The organism is Burkholderia sp. lig30 (genome assembly GCF_000687455.2).
In the GTDB taxonomy this organism is placed as follows: Bacteria; Pseudomonadota; Gammaproteobacteria; order Burkholderiales; family Burkholderiaceae; genus Burkholderia.
Genome location: NZ_JGVW01000118.1, coordinates 1 through 19,148, shown reverse-complemented (window position 1 = coordinate 19,148; position 19,148 = coordinate 1). Strand labels below are relative to the sequence as shown.

General features: G+C 70.6%; 16 protein-coding genes, 2 pseudogenes and 1 riboswitch. Of the genes and pseudogenes, 13 read left to right on the top strand and 5 right to left on the bottom strand.

What is annotated here, in order from left to right; genetic code table 11:
* Positions 1-213 precede the first annotated feature (213 nt).
* The 4 genes and pseudogenes from LIG30_RS22295 to LIG30_RS22275 all read left to right on the top strand — a co-directional run bounded on the left by LIG30_RS22295 (position 214) and on the right by LIG30_RS22275 (position 6,846).
* The gene (locus tag LIG30_RS22295) at positions 214-2,916 is read left to right on the top strand and encodes a LuxR C-terminal-related transcriptional regulator (protein WP_038715574.1); all 2,703 of its coding nucleotides are present in this window, start codon (positions 214-216) and stop codon (positions 2,914-2,916) included.
* Between the two features lie 125 nt (positions 2,917-3,041).
* Complete coding sequence (locus LIG30_RS22290; protein ID WP_038715572.1) at positions 3,042-4,691, top strand: fatty acid--CoA ligase; 1,650 nt, start codon at positions 3,042-3,044, stop codon at positions 4,689-4,691.
* A 69-nt stretch (positions 4,692-4,760) separates the two neighbouring features.
* The gene (locus tag LIG30_RS22285) at positions 4,761-5,885 is read left to right on the top strand and encodes a porin (RefSeq protein WP_038715569.1); all 1,125 of its coding nucleotides are present in this window, start codon (positions 4,761-4,763) and stop codon (positions 5,883-5,885) included.
* Between the two features lie 264 nt (positions 5,886-6,149).
* Positions 6,150-6,846: pseudogene (locus tag LIG30_RS22275) on the top strand (glutathione S-transferase N-terminal domain-containing protein).
* A 97-nt stretch (positions 6,847-6,943) separates the two neighbouring features.
* On the opposite strand, the gene LIG30_RS22270 reads toward LIG30_RS22275, so the two are convergent.
* Entirely contained in the window at positions 6,944-7,432 is a 489-nt protein-coding gene (locus LIG30_RS22270) for a MarR family winged helix-turn-helix transcriptional regulator (RefSeq protein WP_038715566.1), read from the bottom strand.
* A gap of 127 nt (positions 7,433-7,559) precedes the next feature.
* Here LIG30_RS22270 and LIG30_RS22265 point away from each other — a divergent pair, with 127 nt between their 5' ends.
* The 5 genes from LIG30_RS22265 to LIG30_RS22245 all read left to right on the top strand — a co-directional run bounded on the left by LIG30_RS22265 (position 7,560) and on the right by LIG30_RS22245 (position 11,176).
* Positions 7,560-8,750 (top strand): MFS transporter, encoded by a 1,191-nt coding sequence (locus LIG30_RS22265; protein WP_038715564.1) that lies wholly within the window; start codon positions 7,560-7,562, stop codon positions 8,748-8,750.
* A gap of 527 nt (positions 8,751-9,277) precedes the next feature.
* Complete coding sequence (locus LIG30_RS22260) at positions 9,278-9,874, top strand: PAAR domain-containing protein (RefSeq protein WP_051995137.1); 597 nt, start codon at positions 9,278-9,280, stop codon at positions 9,872-9,874.
* A gap of 2 nt (positions 9,875-9,876) precedes the next feature.
* Entirely contained in the window at positions 9,877-10,719 is an 843-nt protein-coding gene (locus tag LIG30_RS22255) for a hypothetical protein (RefSeq protein WP_038715562.1), read from the top strand.
* Positions 10,716-10,934, top strand: a complete 219-nt coding sequence (locus tag LIG30_RS22250; RefSeq protein ID WP_038715561.1) for a hypothetical protein — start codon at positions 10,716-10,718, stop codon at positions 10,932-10,934. Before LIG30_RS22255 ends, LIG30_RS22250 begins: the two co-directional genes overlap by 4 nt.
* A 17-nt stretch (positions 10,935-10,951) precedes the next feature.
* A complete protein-coding gene (locus tag LIG30_RS22245) occupies positions 10,952-11,176 on the top strand; it encodes a hypothetical protein (protein WP_152986190.1) in 225 nt (74 codons plus the stop codon).
* Between the two features lie 70 nt (positions 11,177-11,246).
* Here LIG30_RS22245 and cobM read toward each other — a convergent pair whose 3' ends face one another.
* Genes cobM through LIG30_RS22225 form a run of 4 tightly spaced genes read right to left on the bottom strand, consistent with a single transcriptional unit; the run spans position 11,247 to position 15,056 of the window.
* Positions 11,247-11,975 (bottom strand): precorrin-4 C(11)-methyltransferase, encoded by a 729-nt coding sequence (cobM, locus tag LIG30_RS22240; RefSeq protein WP_038715557.1) that lies wholly within the window; start codon positions 11,973-11,975, stop codon positions 11,247-11,249.
* Between the two features lie 17 nt (positions 11,976-11,992).
* Positions 11,993-12,730: a cobalt-precorrin-6A reductase gene (locus LIG30_RS22235; RefSeq protein WP_038715555.1), complete on the bottom strand. Its 738-nt coding sequence runs from the start codon at positions 12,728-12,730 to the stop codon at positions 11,993-11,995.
* The gene (locus LIG30_RS22230) at positions 12,727-13,818 is read right to left on the bottom strand and encodes a cobalt-precorrin-5B (C(1))-methyltransferase (protein WP_038715554.1); all 1,092 of its coding nucleotides are present in this window, start codon (positions 13,816-13,818) and stop codon (positions 12,727-12,729) included. The genes LIG30_RS22235 and LIG30_RS22230 overlap by 4 nt, the downstream gene beginning before the upstream one ends.
* The gene (locus tag LIG30_RS22225) at positions 13,815-15,056 is read right to left on the bottom strand and encodes a bifunctional cobalt-precorrin-7 (C(5))-methyltransferase/cobalt-precorrin-6B (C(15))-methyltransferase (RefSeq protein ID WP_038715552.1); all 1,242 of its coding nucleotides are present in this window, start codon (positions 15,054-15,056) and stop codon (positions 13,815-13,817) included. The genes LIG30_RS22230 and LIG30_RS22225 overlap by 4 nt, the downstream gene beginning before the upstream one ends.
* Before the next feature lie 88 nt (positions 15,057-15,144).
* Positions 15,145-15,335, top strand: a riboswitch (cobalamin riboswitch).
* A 68-nt stretch (positions 15,336-15,403) separates the two neighbouring features.
* Here LIG30_RS22225 and cobG point away from each other — a divergent pair.
* The 4 genes and pseudogenes from cobG to LIG30_RS22205 all read left to right on the top strand — a co-directional run.
* Positions 15,404-16,795 carry a precorrin-3B synthase gene (gene cobG / locus LIG30_RS22220; protein ID WP_051995136.1) on the top strand — a complete coding sequence of 464 codons (1,392 nt, stop codon included), beginning with the start codon at positions 15,404-15,406 and terminating at the stop codon, positions 16,793-16,795.
* Entirely contained in the window at positions 16,788-17,414 is a 627-nt protein-coding gene (locus tag LIG30_RS22215) for a precorrin-8X methylmutase (RefSeq protein WP_038715548.1), read from the top strand. Before cobG ends, LIG30_RS22215 begins: the two co-directional genes overlap by 8 nt.
* Positions 17,411-18,145, top strand: a complete 735-nt coding sequence (locus LIG30_RS22210) for a precorrin-2 C(20)-methyltransferase (protein ID WP_038715547.1) — start codon at positions 17,411-17,413, stop codon at positions 18,143-18,145. The genes LIG30_RS22215 and LIG30_RS22210 overlap by 4 nt, the downstream gene beginning before the upstream one ends.
* Positions 18,142-19,148, top strand: a pseudogene (locus LIG30_RS22205) (cobalt-precorrin 5A hydrolase); the annotation flags it as partial. The gene LIG30_RS22210 and the pseudogene LIG30_RS22205, both read left to right, overlap by 4 nt.

Here is a 19,148-nt window from a genome sequence, read left to right as displayed (position 1 = left end):
CGGCGCGTTCGCGCCAGTACCGGAATTCGCAGTCGTCATGGGGCGCTCCTCGTGTGATTCGTCGAGTCCAATGCTAGTGATACGGCGAGCGCGAAACCCCACTCGGCGCGGGGGGGTTGACGCGTGGTGGGGGTTCGTCCGATCCTTGCGCCACGATCCGCACCGGACGCTGGCCCGCACGGCACCGCCGGGATTCCGACCTCTTCCCCCCCAATGGCCACCATACCGACTCGCGCCGACACGCCCCCCACCGAGCTCGTGCTCAAGACGATCGCGCCGCGCGTGTCCGCGCAACTCCTCGCCCGTGCCCGGCTGGGCGCGGGCGACGCGCAGTTCCGCGACCGCCAGGTCACGCTCGTGCAGGCGCCGGCCGGCTACGGCAAGACGTCGCTGCTCGCGCAATGGCGCCGCGAGTATCTGGCGCAAGGCCACGCGGTCGTCTGGCTGTCGGCGGACGAGCGCGACGACGCGCAGCGGCTGCTGCAAGGGCTCGTCCAGGCGGTCCGCACCGGCTGCGCGCGGCCCGGCTTCGGCCGCCTGCTGGCGGGCGGCGCGATGGACGCGGCGCGCGCGCTCGAAGGCGTGACCGCGTGGCTCGCCGAAGTCGCGCAGCTGTCGCTCGATGCGCTCCTGATCGTCGACGAGGCCGAGCGGCTCCCCCCCGGCGGCATGGACGCGCTGACCTACGTGCTGCACAACGCGCCGCAGAACCTGCGGATCGTGGTCGCCGCGCGACGCGGGCTCGATCACGCCGGCGCCGATCTGCTCGCGTACGGGCAATGCGTGCTGGTCGGCCCCGAATGGCTGCGCTTCACGCTCGACGAGACGATCGCGCTCGTCACCGCGCGCTTCGCGCAGCGCGTCGACGCCGACGCGTGTGCGCGCCTGTTCGAGCTGACCGACGGCTGGCCGCTCGGGCTGCAGCTCGCGATGGCCGCGATGGCGAGCGCCGCCGACCCGCGCCGGGCGGTCGAGGCGCTCGCCGCGCGCTCCGGCGCGCTGCGCGACCATCTCGTCGATCTGCTGCTCGCCAACCTGTCCGGCGACGACACCGCGTTTCTCGCGCGCATCAGCCTCGTGGACCTGCTGCATCCGTCGCTGTGCGAAGCGTTGACGGACGAGCCGGACGCGAGCGCGCGCCTCGCCCGCCTGGTGCGCGACACGCCGCTGTTCATCGCGTCGGACGACAGCGCGTGGTGCCGCCTGCACCCGCTCGTGCGCGACGCGCTGCGCGACCGGCTCGCCGCGCAGCCGGCCGCCGTGCGCGACGGCCTGCACACGCGCGCCGCGCAGTGGTTCAGCGCGCAGGGGATGATCGAGGAAGCCGCGCGGCACGCGTATGCGGCAGGCCAGGTCGAGACCGCGTACGCGCTCGCGCAGCGCTGCCTCGGCGACGCGATCAAGGCGGGCCGCATCAACGACGTGCTGGACTGGCTCGACCGCCTGCCCGACGCGGAACTCGACAAGCTGCCCCAGCTGCGGGTCGCCGCCGCGTGGGCGCTCGCGCTCGGCGAGCGGCACGTCGAGGCGGAGCGCCAGATCGCCGGCATCCTCGCGGCGCCCGACACCGACACCGCGCTGCGCTACGAGTGCGCGCTGATCCTGAGCGCGGCCGCGTATTACGCCGACGAAATCGACCGTTTCATCGAGCTGTTCGAGCCATGGGCGCAGATGACGCCGCCCGCGACGTCGTGGCTCGCGCAGATGCACGCGAACCGGCTGTCGGCGCGCGCGATCATCGTCGGCGAGCCGGCGCAGGCGCGGCGCTTCCAGCTCGCCGCGCCACGCGGCGAAACGGCGGCCGGCTTCGGCTACGTCGCGCGCTGGGGCGAGCTGATCGTCGGCCTGAGCTATCTGTGGGAAGGCCAGCTGCAGCTCGCCGACGACGTGCTCGCGCCGGCGCTGGCGCGCGCCGAAGCCGACCTCGGCCGCCGCCATCCGCTGACCTGCATGTTCGCGGCGCTGTGCGCGGCGCTCGCGTACGAGGCCGACCGCGTCGACCACGCGGCCGCGCTGCTCGCGAACCGGCTCGACGTGCTCGAACACGCGGGCACCCCCGACACGGTGCTGCTCGGCTACCGCACCGCCGCGCGGATCGCCGCCGTGCGCGGCGCCGAGCACCGCGCGATCGACCTGCTCGAATCGATGGACGCGCTCGGCGCCGCGCGCCGGCTGCCGCGCCTGTCGATCGCGAGCCTCGCCGAGCAGGTGCGGATTCATGCCGCGCGCTACCGCGAGGCGACCTGTCACGCGCTCGTCGAGCGCATCGACGCGATCGCGGCCGCCGAGTTTCCCCGCCATGGCCCGCTGTGGCGGCGGCCGGTCGTGCTGCTGCAGGCGATGGCGCACGCCGGCGCCGCGCTCGCGGCGCGGCGCTGGGACAACGCGTGCGCGACGCTCGACGAGGCCGCCGCGCTCGCCCGCGAGATGAGCGTCGGGCGCGCGCGCATCGAGATCATGGCGCTCAAGGCGTTCGCGCTCGAGCAGTCGGGCGGGAACGGCCGCGCGCTGCTGGTCGAGGCGATCAATCTCGCCGACATGTTCCAGCTCACGCGCACGCTCGCCGACACGCATCCGGCCGTCGCCGACTGGGCGCGGCGCGTCAGCGACGAGGAAGCCGCCGGCACTGGCCACCCGCGCCACGCGCTGCCCCCGCCGCGCGTCGTGCCGCCCGCGCCCCGCACCGCGGGCGGGCCGCGCGCGGTGCCGAGCGTCGTGCTGACCCCGAAGGAACGCTCGATCCTCGAGCTGCTCGCCCGCAACCTGTCGAACAAGGAAATCGCGGTGGCGATGGCGGTCGGCGAGGAAACCGTGAAGTGGCACCTGAAGAACCTGTTCGGCAAGCTCGACGCCAGTTCGCGCAAGCACGCGGTGCGCCGCGCGCTGCTGCTCGGCCTGCTCGAAAACGGGCAATAACCTCCCCCGACCCTCCACAACCCTGCCCCCCGCGAGTGGGGGGGAATGCGTGCCCCTCGTTGCGTACATTTGTCGCATGACGCAACCCGACGTCGCCCACGACGTCCTTTCGAGGGAGCCTATCCGTGCAGGAATTCGACCCCGCCGCCGACGCGGCCACCGAGGCCCATGCGTACCCGCTGCTCGTCGGCCGCCTGCTGACGCAGGCGCTCGCCGTCAACGGCGCGCAGGAGATCACCTATCAGGGCCGCGTGCGCTACACCTATGCGCGGCTGCGCGAGCGCATCGCGCAGCTCGCCAACACGCTCGCCTCGCTCGGCGCGACGCGCGGCACGCCGGTCGCGATCCTCGACTGGGACAGCCACCGCTACCTCGAAGCCTATTTCGCGGTGCCGATGATGGGCGCGACGATGATGACGGTCAACGTGCGGCTGTCGCCGCAGCAGATCGCGTACACGCTCAACGACTCCGCCGCGCCGATCGCGATCGTGCACCGGGATTTCGTGCCGATGCTCGAACAGATTCGCGGCACGCTGCCGCATCTGCGCACGATCGTCGTCGCCGAGGACGATGGCGGCCCGGTCGAGACGACGCTCGACGTCGCCGGCGAATACGAGGCGCTGATGGCGCAGGCCGCGACGCAGTTCGATTTCCCCGAATTCGACGAGCGCACGCGTGCCGCGACGTTCTACACGACCGGCACGACCGGCGACCCGAAAGGCGTGTTCTACAGCCACCGGCAGATCGTGCTGCACGCGCTGATGTCCGCGTCGGCGCTGTGCTCGCCGCGCGCCGGCCAGCGGCTCGATCGTGAGGATGTCTACATGCCGGTCACGCCGATGTTCCATGTGCTTGCATGGGGCATGCCGTACCTCGCGGTGATGCTCGGCCTGAAGATCGTGCTGCCCGGCCGCTACCTGCCGGAGCGCCTGCTGGCGCTGAAGCGCAGCGAGCGCGTGACCTTCTCGCATTGCGTGCCGACCGTGCTGCAGATGCTGCTCGACGCGGCCGACGCGCAGGTGGCGGACCTGTCCGGCTGGACCATCCTGATCGGCGGCTCGGCGCTGTCGCCCGCGCTGTGCGGCGCCGCGCTCGCGCGCGGCATCGACGTGTTCGCCGGCTACGGCATGTCCGAGACCGGCCCGATCGTCGCGCTCGCGCAACTGCCGCCGGGCGCGCAGCCGGCGCCCGACGACAGCGTGCGGCTGCGCTGCAGGACCGGCCGCCCGGTGCCGCTCGTCGAGCTGCGCATCGTCGACGACGCCGCGCGCGACCTGCCGCGCGACGGCCGCGCGCAGGGCGAGATCGTGCTGCGCGGGCCGTCGCTCACGCAGGGCTATCGCGGCAAGCCGGCCGACTCCGACGCGCTGTGGGCGGGCGGCTACCTGCATACGCAGGATGTCGCGGTGATCGGGCCGGACGGCTACGTGCAGATCGTCGACCGCCTGAAGGACGTGATCAAGACGGGCGGCGAATGGGTGTCGTCGATCGACGTCGAGGCGCGCATCGCCGAGTTGCCTGAAGTGCGCGAATGCGCGGTGATCGGCGTGCCGGACGCGAAATGGGGCGAACGCCCGCTCGCGGTGATCGTGCCGCGCGACGGCGCGTCGCTGAGCGCGGACGCGGTGCGCGCGCACCTGCTCGGCCATGCCGACGCGAACCGCATCAGCCGCTATGCGGTGCCCGAGGCGGAGCGCATCGTGTTCGCCGATGCGCTGCCGAAGACGAGCGTCGGCAAGCTCGACAAACGGCGCCTGCGCGAGCGCATCGCCTGACCGGTTTCTCTCGCAATACCCCGGGCGGGCTCGATCCCGTCCGGTCATAACACGACCCTGGAGACTTTGATGAAGATGAAACTGGCCGCGCTTGCCGCGCTCGCCGCCTGCCCGGCGCTCGCCCACGCGCAATCCTCCGTCACGCTGTACGGCGTGATCGACTCCGGCATGCTGTACCAGAGCACGTCGGCCGCCACGTTCAGCCCCACCGCGCCGAACACCGGCAAGGTGTTCCGGATGAAGGACGGCGGCATCTACTCGAGTTTCTGGGGTCTCAAGGGCAGCGAGGACATCGGCGGCGGCTACAAGATCAACTTCAAGCTGCAGGGCTCGTTCGACAGCAGCACCGGCAGGATGCAGCTGAGCGACACGCCGGGCGTGCCGGCCGTCTTCAACCAGATCGCGTCGGTCGGCGTGTCCGGCCCGTTCGGCACCTTCACCGCCGGCCGGCAGGTCGTGCCGATGATCTACGCGATGGCCGACACCGACGTGCGTTCCGCCGAGTTCTTCGGCAGCATCCTGATCGCGTGGCTCGGCCTGAACACCGCCGCCGGCTGGCCCGGCACCAGCACCAACGCCGCGATCGGCGCGCTGTACGACAGCAATGCGCTGGTCTACCAGTCGCCGTCGTTCGGCGGTGCGTCGATCGCGCTCGAATTCGCGCCGGGCGGCGTCGCCGGCCACTTCCAGGGCGGCACGCGCGAGTCCGCCGTGCTCAAATACTCGAACTACGGGCTGAACCTGGCCGCCGTCTACTACAACGGCCACGACACGAATCCGGCGCCCGGCTCGACACCCACCGGCGTCGACAACAACCGCTTCTACTATGTCGGCGCGAAATACACGCTGCACGATTTCTCGGTGTCGGCGTCGTACGGCAACGGCAAGAACCCAGCTCACTCCGACAAGGCGAACTTCGACATGCTGTCGGCGGGCGTCGGCTACCGCTTCACGCCCACGCTGCAGGTCACGTCGGCCGTCTATTACCTGAAGGACAAGAACAACTCGGCGAACAAGTCGACGTCGGTCGTGCTGGCGGCAGACTACAACCTGTCGAAGAGTACGCTGCTGTATGCGCAGGTCGGCCACGTGAACAACCGCGGCACGATGGGCCAGATGCTCGTCTACGGCCAGCCGGTCGCGCCGGGCGTCGGCACCACCGCCGCGATGCTCGGCATCCGCCACAACTTCTGACCTTCCGGCCCGGCCGCGTGCCCCGGCGCTACAGTGCCGCGGGCCGCGAGCGACGGATTCCCCGGCGCCGGCGTGGCGGCCGCCACGGCGCGAGGCCATGCGCCGGCCTTCTGCGGCGTTGCCGCGAATCGGCTACAGTGGACGCTTCGGCGCGCGTATGCCGCGCCCGCCGTCGCGCCGCGCGTGCCCGCCCCGAGCGGAGGCCGGGCCGCAGCGCATGGCGGGCGGATCGCGCGGTTTCCCATCTCGATGAACGAATCCGTCATGTCCGACCTGTCGAATTTCCCGATCACTGAAAAGTGGCCCGCCCAGCATCCCGACCGCATCCAGCTCTACTCGCTGCCGACGCCGAACGGCGTCAAGGTGTCGATCGTGCTCGAGGAAACCGGCCTGCCCTACGAGGCGCATCTCGTGCGCTTCGACACCAACGACCAGTTCACGCCCGCGTTCCTGTCGCTGAACCCGAACAACAAGATCCCCGCGATCATCGATCCTGACGGCCCGGACGGCCAGCCGCTCGCGCTGTTCGAATCCGGCGCGATCCTGCTGTATCTCGCCGACAAGACCGGCAAGCTGATCCCGAAGGATCCGGCCGGCCGCTACGAGACCATCCAGTGGGTGATGTTCCAGATGGGCGGCGTCGGCCCGATGTTCGGCCAGCTCGGCTTCTTCCACAAGTTCGCCGGGCGCGAATACGAGGACAAGCGACCGCTACGTCGCCGAGTCGCGGCGTCTGCTCGCCGTGCTCGACGCGCGCCTCGCGCATCGCAAGTGGGTGATGGGCGACACCTACACGATCGCCGACATCGCGATCTTCCCGTGGGTGCGCAACCTGGTCGGCTTCTACGAGGCCGGCGAGCTGGTCGGCTTCGGCGACTTCCCGCACGTCAAGCGTGCGCTCGACGCGTTCGTCGCCCGCCCGGCCGTCGCGCGCGGCCTCGAGATCCCGGCGCGCGGCTGACGCGCGTGTGCGGCGGGCGCGGGCGGCGTATTGCTCATCGCTCGTCGCGCATCGCCTGTCGAACGGCACGCGCCGCGCACGCATCACGCGTTACACGTCACGCGGCCTGGCCGGCCAGGAGCTTCGCGAGCAGTTGCGCCAGCGTGGCCTGCTCGGCGCTGCTGAGCGGCGCGAGCACCGCACGCTGGTTCTCGACATGCGCGGCCACCGCGTCGTCGATCAGCGCCCGGCCCGACGGCGTGAGCGCGACCAGCGTGCCACGGCCGTCGCCCGGGTTCGGCTGCCGCTCGACCCACCCCGCCTTCTGCAACCGGTCGATACGCGCGGTCATGCCGCCCGACGACATCATCATCGCGTCGTACAGCGCGGTCGGCGTCAGCGCGAACGGCGCACCGCTGCGCCGCAGCGTCGCCAGCACGTCGAATTCCCCCGGCTGCAGCCCGTAGCGCTCGAACAGCGGGTTCAACCGGTCGCGCGCGATCACGTGCGCCGCCTCGTGCAGCCGCCCCATCACCAGCATCGACGTCACGTCGAGATCCGGACGTTCGTCGCGCCATTGCGCGACCGCATGCTCTGCCCGATCCATTAACCCTCCTTTCAAACCAGTTATCTTGACGTCGAGATAATTCAGCATTTATCTTGACGCCAAGATACTTTACACGAAGCGGGCCGATGCCGGGTGACGGTATCGCGCCGCATACCGAGAGCCGGACATGAACCAAAAGAATTCCGCCGGATGGCGGCTGGCCGCCGTCGTGCTGGTCGGACTGAACCTGCGTCCCGCGCTCGCCGCCGTCGGCCCGCTGCTCAACGCGATCCAGCGCGCGACCGGCATCGACGACAGCACTGCGAGCCTCCTGACGACGATCCCGATCCTGCTGATGGGGCTCGGCGCGCTCTGCGCACGGCGGCTGCAGCACACGGCGGGTATCGGCCGTGGCGTATGGCTCGGCATCGCATTGACCGCGCTCGCCTGTGCGGCGCGCGTTGGTGGGCAACGGGCGTGGGTGCTGCTCGCGAGCGCGTGCTGCGCGGGATTGGGCATCGCGATGGTGCAGGCGCTCCTGCCCGCGTTCATCAAGGCGAATTTCGCCGCGCGCATCGGTCGCGCGATGGGCGTGTATTCGACCGCGATCATGGGCGGCGCCGTACTGGCGAGCGTCGCCGCGCCGCTCGTCGCGGCCCGCTGGGGCTGGCTTGCCGCGCTCGCGGGGTGGGCCGTACCGGCGCTGGCCGCAGCGGTGGCGTGGCCGTTCGCGAGCCCGGGCGGCATGGCGACCGCCGCCGCTCCGGCCGCCGCGTCGCATCCGTCGCATCCGGCTCAGACGGCTCAGACGGCGAACGCGTGGCGGCTCGCGGCGTTCTTCGGAATCGCGACGGGCGCCTATACGCTCGTGCTCGCGTGGCTGCCGCCGTTCTACGTGCGGCTCGGCTGGTCGCCCGCCGCGGCAGGCGGGTTGCTGGGGGGTGTCACGCTCGCGGAAGTCGCCGCCGGACTCGCGGTGTCAGCAGCCATTGATCGCATGCCGGACCGCCGCCCCGCGCTGTTCGCCGCGATCGCGGCGCTTCTCGCCGGCCTCGCGCTGATGATCGCCGCGCCCGAACGCCTCGCGCTGCCGGCGGCACTCCTGATGGGCACCGGCATCGGCGCGCTCTTTCCGCTGTCGCTGATCGTCACGGTCGACCGGGCGGCGACGCCTGCCGACGCGGCGTCGCTGACCGGTTTTGTGCAAGGCGTCGGCTATCTGATCGCCGCCCTCTTCCCGTTCGCGGCGGGTATCGTGCGGCAGCGGCTCGCGGACCTGACACCCGCGTGGGTCGCGATGGCGCTGCTCTGCGCGGTCCTGTTCGCACTCGCGGCCGGCTTCGCGCCGCGAGAGGCGCACGCCGCAGCGCGCGCATGAGATCAGCCGGCGCTCGCGTACAGCGCCGACGATCCGCACAAGGTGCCGTACGCCCCGATTGATCGCGCGCGTCGCCGCGCATGCGGAAGTGGCGGTCACGCCCGACACAATCTTTTAAGGAATCCAGAGTGCGTTCAGGCGGCGGATCTGCTCGATGATCGCGCCGGATTGATATCGCAAACAGGTGAAAGTCCAAAGACCGGACCGCTCTGCGCCCGTGTGTAGCCACGAATCGTATCGGACTTGATGTCGGCAAAGTTCAACGGCATCTCTTGCGACATCGATAGACGTCCGAAGTTGATACGGCAAACATTACATTTTCATTGCAATCGATACCACGTGCAGGTAAAAGCAATGCTTTCGCTTTTCGAGCGGGCAGCATCAAAGATGCCGGACCCTGCAATGGTGGCTGGACACCTCGGGCGCCTGCCGTGCATCTTTGCTGCCCCCCGGAAAACCATTACGTGTCTTGGGGCGACGAAGGGCTCGCCCGACAGTTGGACACCGCGCTTTGACGGGATAACACCATGTCGATCTATTACGCTGTCGTAGAAGGCGACCCGCTGACAAGCGGCGGGAATAGCCAGGTCATGGAGGGCGTGCCGCATTCCACGATAGAAGGCCCGGATAGGCGGCTGAGGAGTCAGACGCTTGTCGGCCAGAAAGCATGGTGTGACGCGTGCAAGTCGGTTGGCATCATCGTGCCCGCCCCGGGTTCACCCGATACGCTTCGTGAGCGCTTTAACTTTGCCGATTATCAAGGCCAGGAGGCTCTCGGTGGAGATCTTGTCATCTGCAAATGCGAACAACACCCGCAAGTCATTGCGGTTTACGGACGGACCTCGATGATCGTTGATGTCGATAGCGGTCCGGGCAACGTGATCCCCGGAAGCGCGCCCGCAGCAGCCGCAGCAATGACCGCCATGACCGTCCCCGCTACCGCTGCGTATGACGACAGGTTCGTCCTGCGAAGTGCCAATGGGCAGGCGTTACCGCATACCGCCTATGCCGTGCAGCGAGAGTCCGGCAGCTTCGAGTATGGCGAAACGGATGGCGCGGGGCACACGCATGTGCTCGCCGCGGTCGCCTTCGCCGAGACCATCGACATCTACGTAGGGAAATAGGCATGCCTGAATCGATCCATATCGGCCCGGACGGAACGCGGTATCACCACGCCGCAACGATGACGACCACCCCGACCGGCGACACGACACCCAAGCCGGTAACAGCCAGGCTCAAGGTATTCTGGAAGACGATGCAGAAAAGATGGACCGGGGCCGACATTCGCGCATACCAGGATGCCGTTCCACAATTGGTGGAACAGGTCCGCACCGAATGGTACTGGAATCATCAAGGCGCCGACAGCAGCAACCGGTTCACGTGTGAGGATTTCGCAATACGCGTATTGGTTCAGTTTGCCGCATCGCGTGGCCTGCCGCTACGGCTTGCCACCGGCGTTCGCACGTATCGAAACGTTGAAAAGCACGGTCTGCCGGAGCACCCTCGCTACGAGTCGACCATGTACGGCTTCGCGGACATGGTCGCAATGACGTTTGGCGCGCCGGACGTGCAGCGGGTGAACGTCAACACCGCTCGTGTGAACAGCCCGGAGGCATTGAAACCCGGAGACATTCTTGCGCTGGCGCACGATTTCAAGGGGCGCAGGACGGGCGGAAGGGCACATCATATCCAGCTCGTGACGAAAGTTTCGCCCTCCACCATCGAAATCTACCAGGGCAATTCAGACAGCACCATTCATTGGCCGATCACGTGGGTTAACAAGATCCTGGGTCGCAACGCTGCCGACCCGCAGCAATCTGTCTATGCCGGCCTGCCAGTCGAGACAGGGAAATTTATCCGCTCTGGAACGGGGTGGGACTACACGAACAACACGACCGGAAACGCACAGCGTGACTACATGAAATATTTCGACCTTTACAGGTGGAACTTCCTGAGGTTTAACGAATGAACGCTGTCCTGGGGGAAATGCTGGCGATTCTCGTCCGTGATCCGAGCGGGTTTCTGTGGATCGTGTCCGCAGTCAATCTGCTGACGTTCGGATATGGACTGCGGAAACGTGTCTGGCAGTCCATGCGATTCCGCATTTTCGCGCTTACCCAGCTTCTGGTCTTTCCTGTCGTTACGGCCCTGGCCTTTTACTATGCCATTCGCCCAATAGCCTAGACCGGGGAATGAAAAACATGAGCGGTGAATTCAAGGAAATTCTCGGCGTCCTGAATGACGATCCAAGCGGCTTTTTATACGTCGTTTCCCTACTCGGTCTAGTGACGTTCGTCTGCGGACTATCGGGGCGTGTCTGGCGGACCACGCTGTTCAGGATCTTGCTTCTCACCCAGCTACTGATCTTTCCCGTCATTACCGTCCTGGGGTTCTATTTCTACGTCGGTCACGCGATGCCTCGTTAGCGGCGGCGCGCGGTCCTGTTCGCACTGGCAGCCGGCTTCGCGCCGCACACGCCGCGGCGCGCGCATGAGATCAGCCCGCGCTCGCGTACAGCGTCGAATCCGCAAAACCTTCCGCATCCAGCACGCGGCCGATCAGGATCAGCGCGGTACGCTCGATCGCCGTGCCCTGCACCTTGCCGACGATGTCGGCCAGCGTGCCGGTCACACGCGTCTCATCCGGCCAGCTCGCGCGATAGACGACCGCGACCGGGCAGTCCGGGCCATAGTGCGGCAGCACTTCGTCGACGATCCGCGCGAGATGCCGCACGCCCAGATGGATCGCGAGCGTCGCGCGATGCGCGGCGAGCGAGCCGAGCGACTCGCCGGCCGGCATCGTCGTCTTGCCGGCAAAACGCGTCAGGATCACCGTCTGCGCGATGCCGGGCAGCGTCAGCTCGCAGCCTAGCGTCGCCGCGCACGCGGCGGTGGCGGTCACGCCCGGCACGATCTCGTAAGGAATCCCGAGCGCGTTCAGGCGACGGATCTGCTCGCCGATCGCGCCGAACAGCGACGGGTCGCCCGAATGCACGCGCGCGACGTCCTGCCCTTTCGCATGCGCGTCGGCGAGCAGCGCGACGATCGCGTCGAGATCGAGTTCCGCCGTGTTGACCACCCGCTCCGCACGGTGCCCGTCGAGCACCGCTTCAGGCACGAGCGAGCCCGCGTACAGAATCACCGGGCAGCTGCGCACGAGACGCTGCCCCTTTACCGTAATCAGCTCGGGGTCACCCGGACCCGCGCCGATGAAATACACCGTCATTGCAAACACTCCATCAATTAGCGGGCCGCGTCGCCGAGCGCGTCGAGCAGCGCGGCCGCGGATTCGAACGCGCGGTCGGCGTCGGGCAGCGGCGGCCGGCGCGGCATCACGACCGGCAAGCCGCGCTCGCGCGCGACGTCGAGCTTCGCCTCGGTCGCCGCGCCGCCGCTGTTCTTGCTGACGACGACGTCGATCCCCGCGAGCGCGAACAGCGCGCGCTCCCCTTCGAGCGAAAACGGCCCGCGCGCCGCGACGATCTGCGCGCGCGCGTTGCCCGGATGCGGATCGAGGCAGCGCACGAGCCAGAACTGGTGCGGCGGAATCGCATCCAGATGCGCGAGCGGCTCGCGCCCGAGCGTAAACAGCGGCCGGCGGAACGGCGCGAGCGCCGCTTCGATGCCGGCCCAATCGTCGACCATCCGCCAGTCGTCGCCGTCGCGCGGCTGCCACGGCGCGCGGCGCAACGCCCAGACCGGCACGCCCGCGTCGCGGGCGGCGCGGGCCGCGTTCGCGCTGATCTGCGCTGCATACGGATGGGTCGCGTCGATGACGAGGCCGATGCCCGCGTCGCGCAGATACGCGGCCAGCCCCGCCGCGCCGCCGAAGCCGCCGACGCGCACCTCGCACGCGAGGTCTTCCGGCACCTTGCCGAGCCCGGCGAGACTGTACACGTGCCGCGCGCCGAGCGCACGCGCGATCCGCAGCGCGTCGCCGGTGCCGCCGAGCAGCAGGATGCGGGGTGCCGCCGCGCTCATGCCGCCGCTCCGACGAAACGGCCTTGCCGGTCGATCGCGAACATCTCGACCGCGACCGACGGCGGCACGATCGCGAGCGCGACGCGCCGCGCATGCGCGCAGACGATGTCGCCGAGCGGCACCCCGTCGGCCAGCGCGAGCGCGAGCGCCTCCTGGCTCGTGTTCGCCGCGCGCATCGCCGCCTGCAGCGCGTCGCCCGCGCCCGCCTGCGCCGCCCACTGCGCGAGCAGCGGCAGGTCGATGCTCGAATGGCGGCTGTGCAGGTCGAGATGGCCGGCCGCGAGCTTGCTGAGCTTGCCGAACCCGCCGCACATGCTGAGCCGTTCGACCGGCGCGCGCCGCAGGTGCTTGAGCACCGCGCCCGCGAAATCGCCCATCTCGATCAGCGCCATGTCCGGCAGCCGGTAATGCGCGCGCATCGCGTCCTCGCTCGCGTTGCCGGTGCACGCGGCGATGTGCGCGATGCCGTTCGCGCGCGCGACGTCGATGCCCTGATGGATCGACGCGATATACGCGGAGCACGAGAACGGCCGCACGATGCCGGTCGTGCCGAGAATCGACAGCCCGCCGACGATGCCCAGCCGCGGGTTCATCGTCTTCAGCGCGAGCGTTTCGCCGTTCTCGACGCCGATCGTGACCTCGAAGCCGCCCGCATGGCCATGCCGCGCCGCGAGCGCATCCAGGTGTTCCGTCATCATCCGGCGCGGCACCGGGTTGATCGCCGGCTCGCCGACCGGCAGCGTGAGCCCCGCGCGCGTGACGGTGCCGACGCCCGGCCCCGCGTGAAACCGCACGCCCGGCGCGGCCGCGAGCGCGACGCGCGCGAACACCAGCGCGCCATGCGTCACGTCGGGATCGTCGCCGGCATCCTTGACGACGCCGGCCTCGGCGCCGTCGGCCGTGATCCGGCAGAACGCGAGCCGCATCATCACGTGCTGGCCTTTCGGCAGCACGATCTCGACCGCGTCGCCCGCGTGGCCGGTCAGCAACAGCCGCGCGGCCGCGAGCGACGTCGCCGTCGCGCAGCTGCCGGTCGTATAGCCGAAGCGCAGCGGCGCGGGCTGCTCGGCGGTTTCGTCGCGCGTCATGCGGCGGCGCCTGAATCGGAACCGGAATCGGCGGGCACTGGCTTGCGCGCTTCGTACAGCGTGACCGGCAATGCGTGGCGCCAGGTATCGAAGCGGCCGAGCGGCTCGGCCTGCGCGAGCGACACGCGCGTCAGCGTGCCGCCGTGCGTGTCCCGCCACGCGGCGAGCGCGATCTCGCCTTGCAGCGTCACCGCATTCGCGACGAGCCGCCCGCCCGGCTTGAGCCGCGCCCAGCACGCGTCGAGCACGCCGCCAGCCGTCACGCCGCCACCGATGAAGATCGCGTCCGGCGCAGCGAGGCCCGCGAGCGCATCGGGCGCGCGGCCCGCGACGAGTTGCAGCCCCGGCACGCCGAGCGCGTCGCGGTTGTGCTCGATGAAGCGCTGGCGCTCCGCATGCGCTTCGATCGCGATCGCCTGGCACGACGGATGCGCGCGCATCCATTCGATGCCGATCGACCCGCAGCCCGCGCCGACGTCCCACATCAGCTCGTCCGGCGCGGGCGCGAGGCGCGCGAGCGTCAGCGCGCGCATGTCGCGTTTCGTCAGTTGCCCGTCATGGCGATAAGCATCGTCCGGCAGGCCGGGCGTCAGCGCGCGGCGCGGTGCGTCGGGCAGCGCGCGGCAATCGAGCGCGACCAGGTTCAGCGCGGCGGTTTCCGCCACCGAAAAGTCCTGCGCGAGCCCGTCGATGCGCCGCTCGAGCGGGCCGCCCAGATGCTCGAACACGCTGATCCGGCTCGGGCCGAAACCGCGCGCGGTCAGCTCCGCCGCGATGCTCGCCGGCGTGCGGCCGTCCGCGCTCAGCGCCAGCAGCCGCCGCCCCGGCAGCAGATGCCGCGCGAGCGACGCAAGCGGGCGGCCGACCAGCGACACCGCGCCGACGTCCTGCAGCGGCCAGCCGAGGCGCGCCGCGGCGAGCGACAGCGACGACGGCGCGGGCAACACCCGCCACTCGCCGGGCGACAGCTGTCGCGCGAGCGTCGCGCCGACGCCGAACAGCATCGGGTCGCCGCTCGCGAGCACGCAGACCGGCGTATCGCGGCGCGCGATCAGCCCGCCGAGGTCGAACGGCGACGGCCATGCCTCGCGCGCGGCCGCCAGCCGCGCGGGCAGCATGTCGAGATGCCGCTGCGCGCCGATCACGCGCTGCGCGTCGAGCAGCGCGCGCCGCGCGCTGCGCCCAAGCCCCGCGAAACCGTCGTCGCCGATGCCCACTATCGTCAGCCACGCCGTCATGCACCCATCCTCATCGTTCGATCCGTCCCGTCGCCGCGTGCGGCCGCCGGGCGGCTGCACGTAGGTCTGCGTTGCAAAAAAAGGCATAATACAGCGTTCGTTCGCCGGTGCCCCTCGGGGCCGAAGAGGGAACACAGGGCGCATGCCGCGCTACTGTGGCTGCCCCCGCAACTGTAAGCAGCGAGCCCGCCTCCGCATCGCGCCACTGGCTTGTCCGGGAAGGCCCGGAGCGGGCGCCGACCTGCCAGCCAGGAGACCTGCCGGCCAGAAAGTGCGTGCGTGCCAGCCGGCATCGGGCGGGGTGTACCGATGCCACGGCCGCTGCGCGACACTGATCCGGTGCCCCGTTGAGTTCCGCCTCCCCTTCCTCTCCCGCGTCGCCCGCCGTGCGCCTGTCCGCTTGCCCGGGGCTCGTGCGCGTCGTGCCGGCCGCCGACGGCGGGCTGTGCCGCATCAAGCTGCCCGGCGGCCTGCTCGATGCGCGCCAGGCGCGCGCGATCGCCGCCGCCGCGCGCGCGCACGGCTCCGGCGTGATCGAAGCGACCAACCGCGCGAACCTGCAGGTGCGCGGCATCCGCGACGGCGAAGCCGGCGCGCTCAGCCGCACGCTGCTCGACGCCGGCCTCGGCCCGCTGGTCGAGCGCGACGCCGATGCCGCATCGCTCGCCGCGAGCGACGACGCGCGCAACCTGATGCTCAGCCCGCTCGCCGGCCGCGATCCGGCCGCCGTCGTCGACAGCCGCGCGCTGGCCGCGCCGATGCTCGCGATGCTGGCGCGCGAGCCGCGCCGTGGTGAACTGTCGCCGAAATTCGCGATCCAGCTCGACGGCGGCGAATCCGTCGCAGCGCTCGATCATCCGCACGACATCTGGCTGTCGGCATGGACCCGCGACGACGGCGAGACCCGCGTCGCCGCGGGCCTCGCCGGCTGCCCGCCGGTCGCGCCGGGCGATCCGCCCGCGCTCGTCGACGTGCGCCCCGACCAGGCGGTCGCGCTCACGCGCGCACTGCTGCTCGCGTTCCTCGATCTGGCGCCGCCCGACGTGACGCGCATGCGCGCGCTGTTGACGACGTGCACGGCGCGCACGCTGCTCGACCGCGCGCGGACCTGCGTGCCCTTTGCGCTCGATGCCGCACCCGCGCTCGCCGGCTGGCGGCGCGCGCCGTCCGACGCCGCGCTGCGCTTCGGCGCACACCCGGACGCCGACGGCCGGCATTGCAGCGTCGGCGCGCAGTTCGCGCTCGGCCGCCTCGACGCGACGCTGCTCGAACGGCTCGCGGCGCTCGCCGATACCTTCGGCGACGGCACGTTCTCCGTCACGCCGTGGCAAGGCGTGTTCGCCCACGGCGTTGCGCCGGCGAACGCGCCCGCGCTGCTGGCCGAACTGGCCGCGCTCGGCCTCGTCTGCACGCCGGACCATCCGCTGTCGCGGCTGGTCGCGTGCGCGGGCAGCGCCGGCTGCGCGAAGGCGCGCGCCGACACCAAGCGCGACGCGCTGGCGCTGGCCGCGCACGTCGGCCGCCCGCTCGACGCGCACCTGACCGGCTGCGAACGCCACTGCGCGCTGCCGCACCCCGCCGCGCACACGCTCGTCGCGGTCGCGCCGGCACACTATGACCTTTACCGGCGCAGCGACGCCGCGGGCCTCGGCACCGCGCTCGCGCGCCATCTGACGATCGACCAAGCCGCGGCCCGACTGGGCGATGCGCGGCAAAGCCAGGAAACGACCGATGCTTGACTACATTCGCGACGGGCAGGAAATCTACCGCCAGTCGTTCGCGACGATCCGCGCCGAAGCCGACTTGTCGCGCGTGCCGCCCGACCTCGAGAAACTGGCGGTGCGCGTGATCCATGCGTGCGGGATGGTCGACGTCGTCGACGACCTGCGTTGTTCAGAAGGCGCGGGCGCGGCCGGCCGCACGGCGCTCGCGGCCGGCGCACCGATCCTCTGTGACGCGAAAATGGTGGCCGAAGGCATCACCCGCGCGCGGCTGCCGGCCGCCAATCGCGTGCTGTGCACGCTCGGCGAGCCGGAGGTGCCCGAGCTGGCCCGCGATCTCGGCAACACCCGCTCGGCCGCCGCGCTCGAACTGTGGCGGCCGCACCTCGCGGGCAGCGTCGTCGTGATCGGCAACGCGCCGACCGCGCTGTTTCACCTGCTCGACCTGCTCGACGCGGGCGCGCCCCGCCCCGCGCTGATCCTCGGCTTTCCGGTCGGCTTCATCGGCGCGGCCGAATCGAAGGCGCTGCTGGCCGCGGACAGCCGCGGCGTGCCGTTCGTCGCGCTGCTCGGCCGGCGCGGCGGCAGCGCGATGGCGGCCGCCGCCGTGAACGCGCTCGCGACGGAGGTCGAATGACGGCCGCCCGCGGACGCCTGTTCGGCCTCGGCGTCGGCCCGGGCGATCCCGAACTGATGACGCTCAAGGCGCTGCGCCTGCTGCAGGCGGCGCCGGTCGTCGCGTATTTCGTCGCGAAGGGCAAGAAAGGCAATGCGTTCGGCATCGTCGAAGCGCACCTGAGCGACGCGCAGATCCACCTGCCGCTCGTCTACCCGGTGACGACCGAGGCGCTGCCGCCTCCGCTGTGCTACGAGACGGTGATCGCCGACTTCTACGACACGGCGGCCGGCAGCGTCGCCGCGCATCTCGACGCCGGACGCGATGTCGCGGTGATCTGCGAAGGCGACCCGTTTTTCTACGGCTCGTACATGTACCTGCACGACCGTCTCGCGCCGCGCTACGACACCGAAGTCGTGCCGGGCGTGTGCTCGATGCTCGGCAGCACGGCGGTGCTCGGCGCGCCGCTCGTCTATCGCAACCAGAGCCTGTCGGTACTGTCCGGCGTGCTGCCGGAACACGAATTGCGCGAACGGCTCGCGCGCGCCGACGCGGCCGTCGTGATGAAGCTCGGCCGCAATTTCGACAAGGTGCGGCGCGTGCTCGACGAGCTCGGCCTCGCGAGCCGCGCGCTGTACGTCGAGCGCGCGACCATGGCGAGCCAGCGCATCGTGCCGCTCGACGAGGTCGATCCGATGGCGTCGCCGTATTTTTCATTGCTCGTCGTGCCGGGGGAAAAATGGCAAGGATGACCACGCCGCCCGCGATCGTGATCCTCGGCGCGGGCGCGCTCGACACCGCGCGGCGCATCCAGGCCCGCTATCCGGGCGCGCAGGTGCACGGCCTGCGCGCGCGCGTCGAGGCCGATGTCGCGTTCGACGAGCTGGGCGCGCATCTGCGCGAGCTATATGCGCGCGGCCTGCCGATCGTCGCGCTGTGCGCGGCCGGCATCGTGATCCGCTGCGTCGCGCCCGCGCTGACCGACAAGGGCGTCGAGCCGCCGGTGCTGGCGGTCGCGGAAGACGGCTCGGCCGTCGTGCCGCTGCTCGGCGGCCTCACGGGCGTCAATGCGATCGCGCGCGAGCTGGGCGAATGGCTCGGCGTGCCGGCGGCGATCACGACGAGCGGCGAGCTGCGCTTCGGCGCGTGCGTGCTCAATCCGCCCGACGGCTATGCGCTCGCCGATCTCACGCAGGGCAAGCGCTTCGTGTCCGACCTGCTCGCGGGCGCGACGACCCGCGTCGACGGCGCCGCGCCGTGGCTCGACGAGGTCGCGCTGCCGCGCGACGACAGCGCCGCGCACGCGATCCGCGTGACGCCGCTCGCGTGGAACGGCGCGCGCGACGAGCTGGTGATCCATCCGCGCAGCGTCGTGATTGCGATCGGCGCACACGATGCCGAGGGCGGCGCCGATGCCGACACCGAGGCCAAGGTCGACACCGATGTCGATGCCGACGCCACGCCGCTCGACGCGCGAGTGCGCGACCTGCTGGCCGCGCACGGACTGGCGCCGCAGGCGCTCGCCGCGGTGGTCGCGCCGGCCGCGCGCATCGCGGATGCGGTGCTGGGCGACGCGGCGCATGCGCTCGGCGTGCCGCTGCGCTTCGTCGATGCCGACGCGTCCGCCGGCGCGGCCGCGTTGCTCGAACACGCGCTGCGCGTGCCGTACGCGATGCCGGAAGCGAGCCGCGAACTCGCGTGCGCGGTCGCGACGCGACCGGTCGATGCGGCCATGCTCGGCCGCGCGCGCGGCCG

Bases quoted from the DNA above. Each gene is read 5' to 3' on its own strand.
- LIG30_RS22295 (WP_038715574.1), top strand. From the start codon at position 214: ATGGCCACCATACCGACTCGCGCCGACACGCCCCCCACCGAGCTCGTG.
- LIG30_RS22285 (WP_038715569.1), top strand. From the start codon at position 4,761: ATGAAGATGAAACTGGCCGCGCTTGCCGCGCTCGCCGCCTGCCCGGCG.
- LIG30_RS22270 (WP_038715566.1), bottom strand. From the start codon at position 7,432: ATGGATCGGGCAGAGCATGCGGTCGCGCAATGGCGCGACGAACGTCCG.
- LIG30_RS22265 (WP_038715564.1), top strand. From the start codon at position 7,560: ATGAACCAAAAGAATTCCGCCGGATGGCGGCTGGCCGCCGTCGTGCTG.
- LIG30_RS22260 (WP_051995137.1), top strand. From the start codon at position 9,278: ATGTCGATCTATTACGCTGTCGTAGAAGGCGACCCGCTGACAAGCGGC.
- LIG30_RS22255 (WP_038715562.1), top strand. From the start codon at position 9,877: ATGCCTGAATCGATCCATATCGGCCCGGACGGAACGCGGTATCACCAC.
- LIG30_RS22250 (WP_038715561.1), top strand. From the start codon at position 10,716: ATGAACGCTGTCCTGGGGGAAATGCTGGCGATTCTCGTCCGTGATCCG.
- LIG30_RS22245 (WP_152986190.1), top strand. From the start codon at position 10,952: ATGAGCGGTGAATTCAAGGAAATTCTCGGCGTCCTGAATGACGATCCA.
- cobM (WP_038715557.1), bottom strand. From the start codon at position 11,975: ATGACGGTGTATTTCATCGGCGCGGGTCCGGGTGACCCCGAGCTGATT.
- LIG30_RS22235 (WP_038715555.1), bottom strand. From the start codon at position 12,730: ATGAGCGCGGCGGCACCCCGCATCCTGCTGCTCGGCGGCACCGGCGAC.
- LIG30_RS22230 (WP_038715554.1), bottom strand. From the start codon at position 13,818: ATGACGCGCGACGAAACCGCCGAGCAGCCCGCGCCGCTGCGCTTCGGC.
- LIG30_RS22225 (WP_038715552.1), bottom strand. From the start codon at position 15,056: ATGACGGCGTGGCTGACGATAGTGGGCATCGGCGACGACGGTTTCGCG.
- LIG30_RS22215 (WP_038715548.1), top strand. From the start codon at position 16,788: ATGCTTGACTACATTCGCGACGGGCAGGAAATCTACCGCCAGTCGTTC.
- LIG30_RS22210 (WP_038715547.1), top strand. From the start codon at position 17,411: ATGACGGCCGCCCGCGGACGCCTGTTCGGCCTCGGCGTCGGCCCGGGC.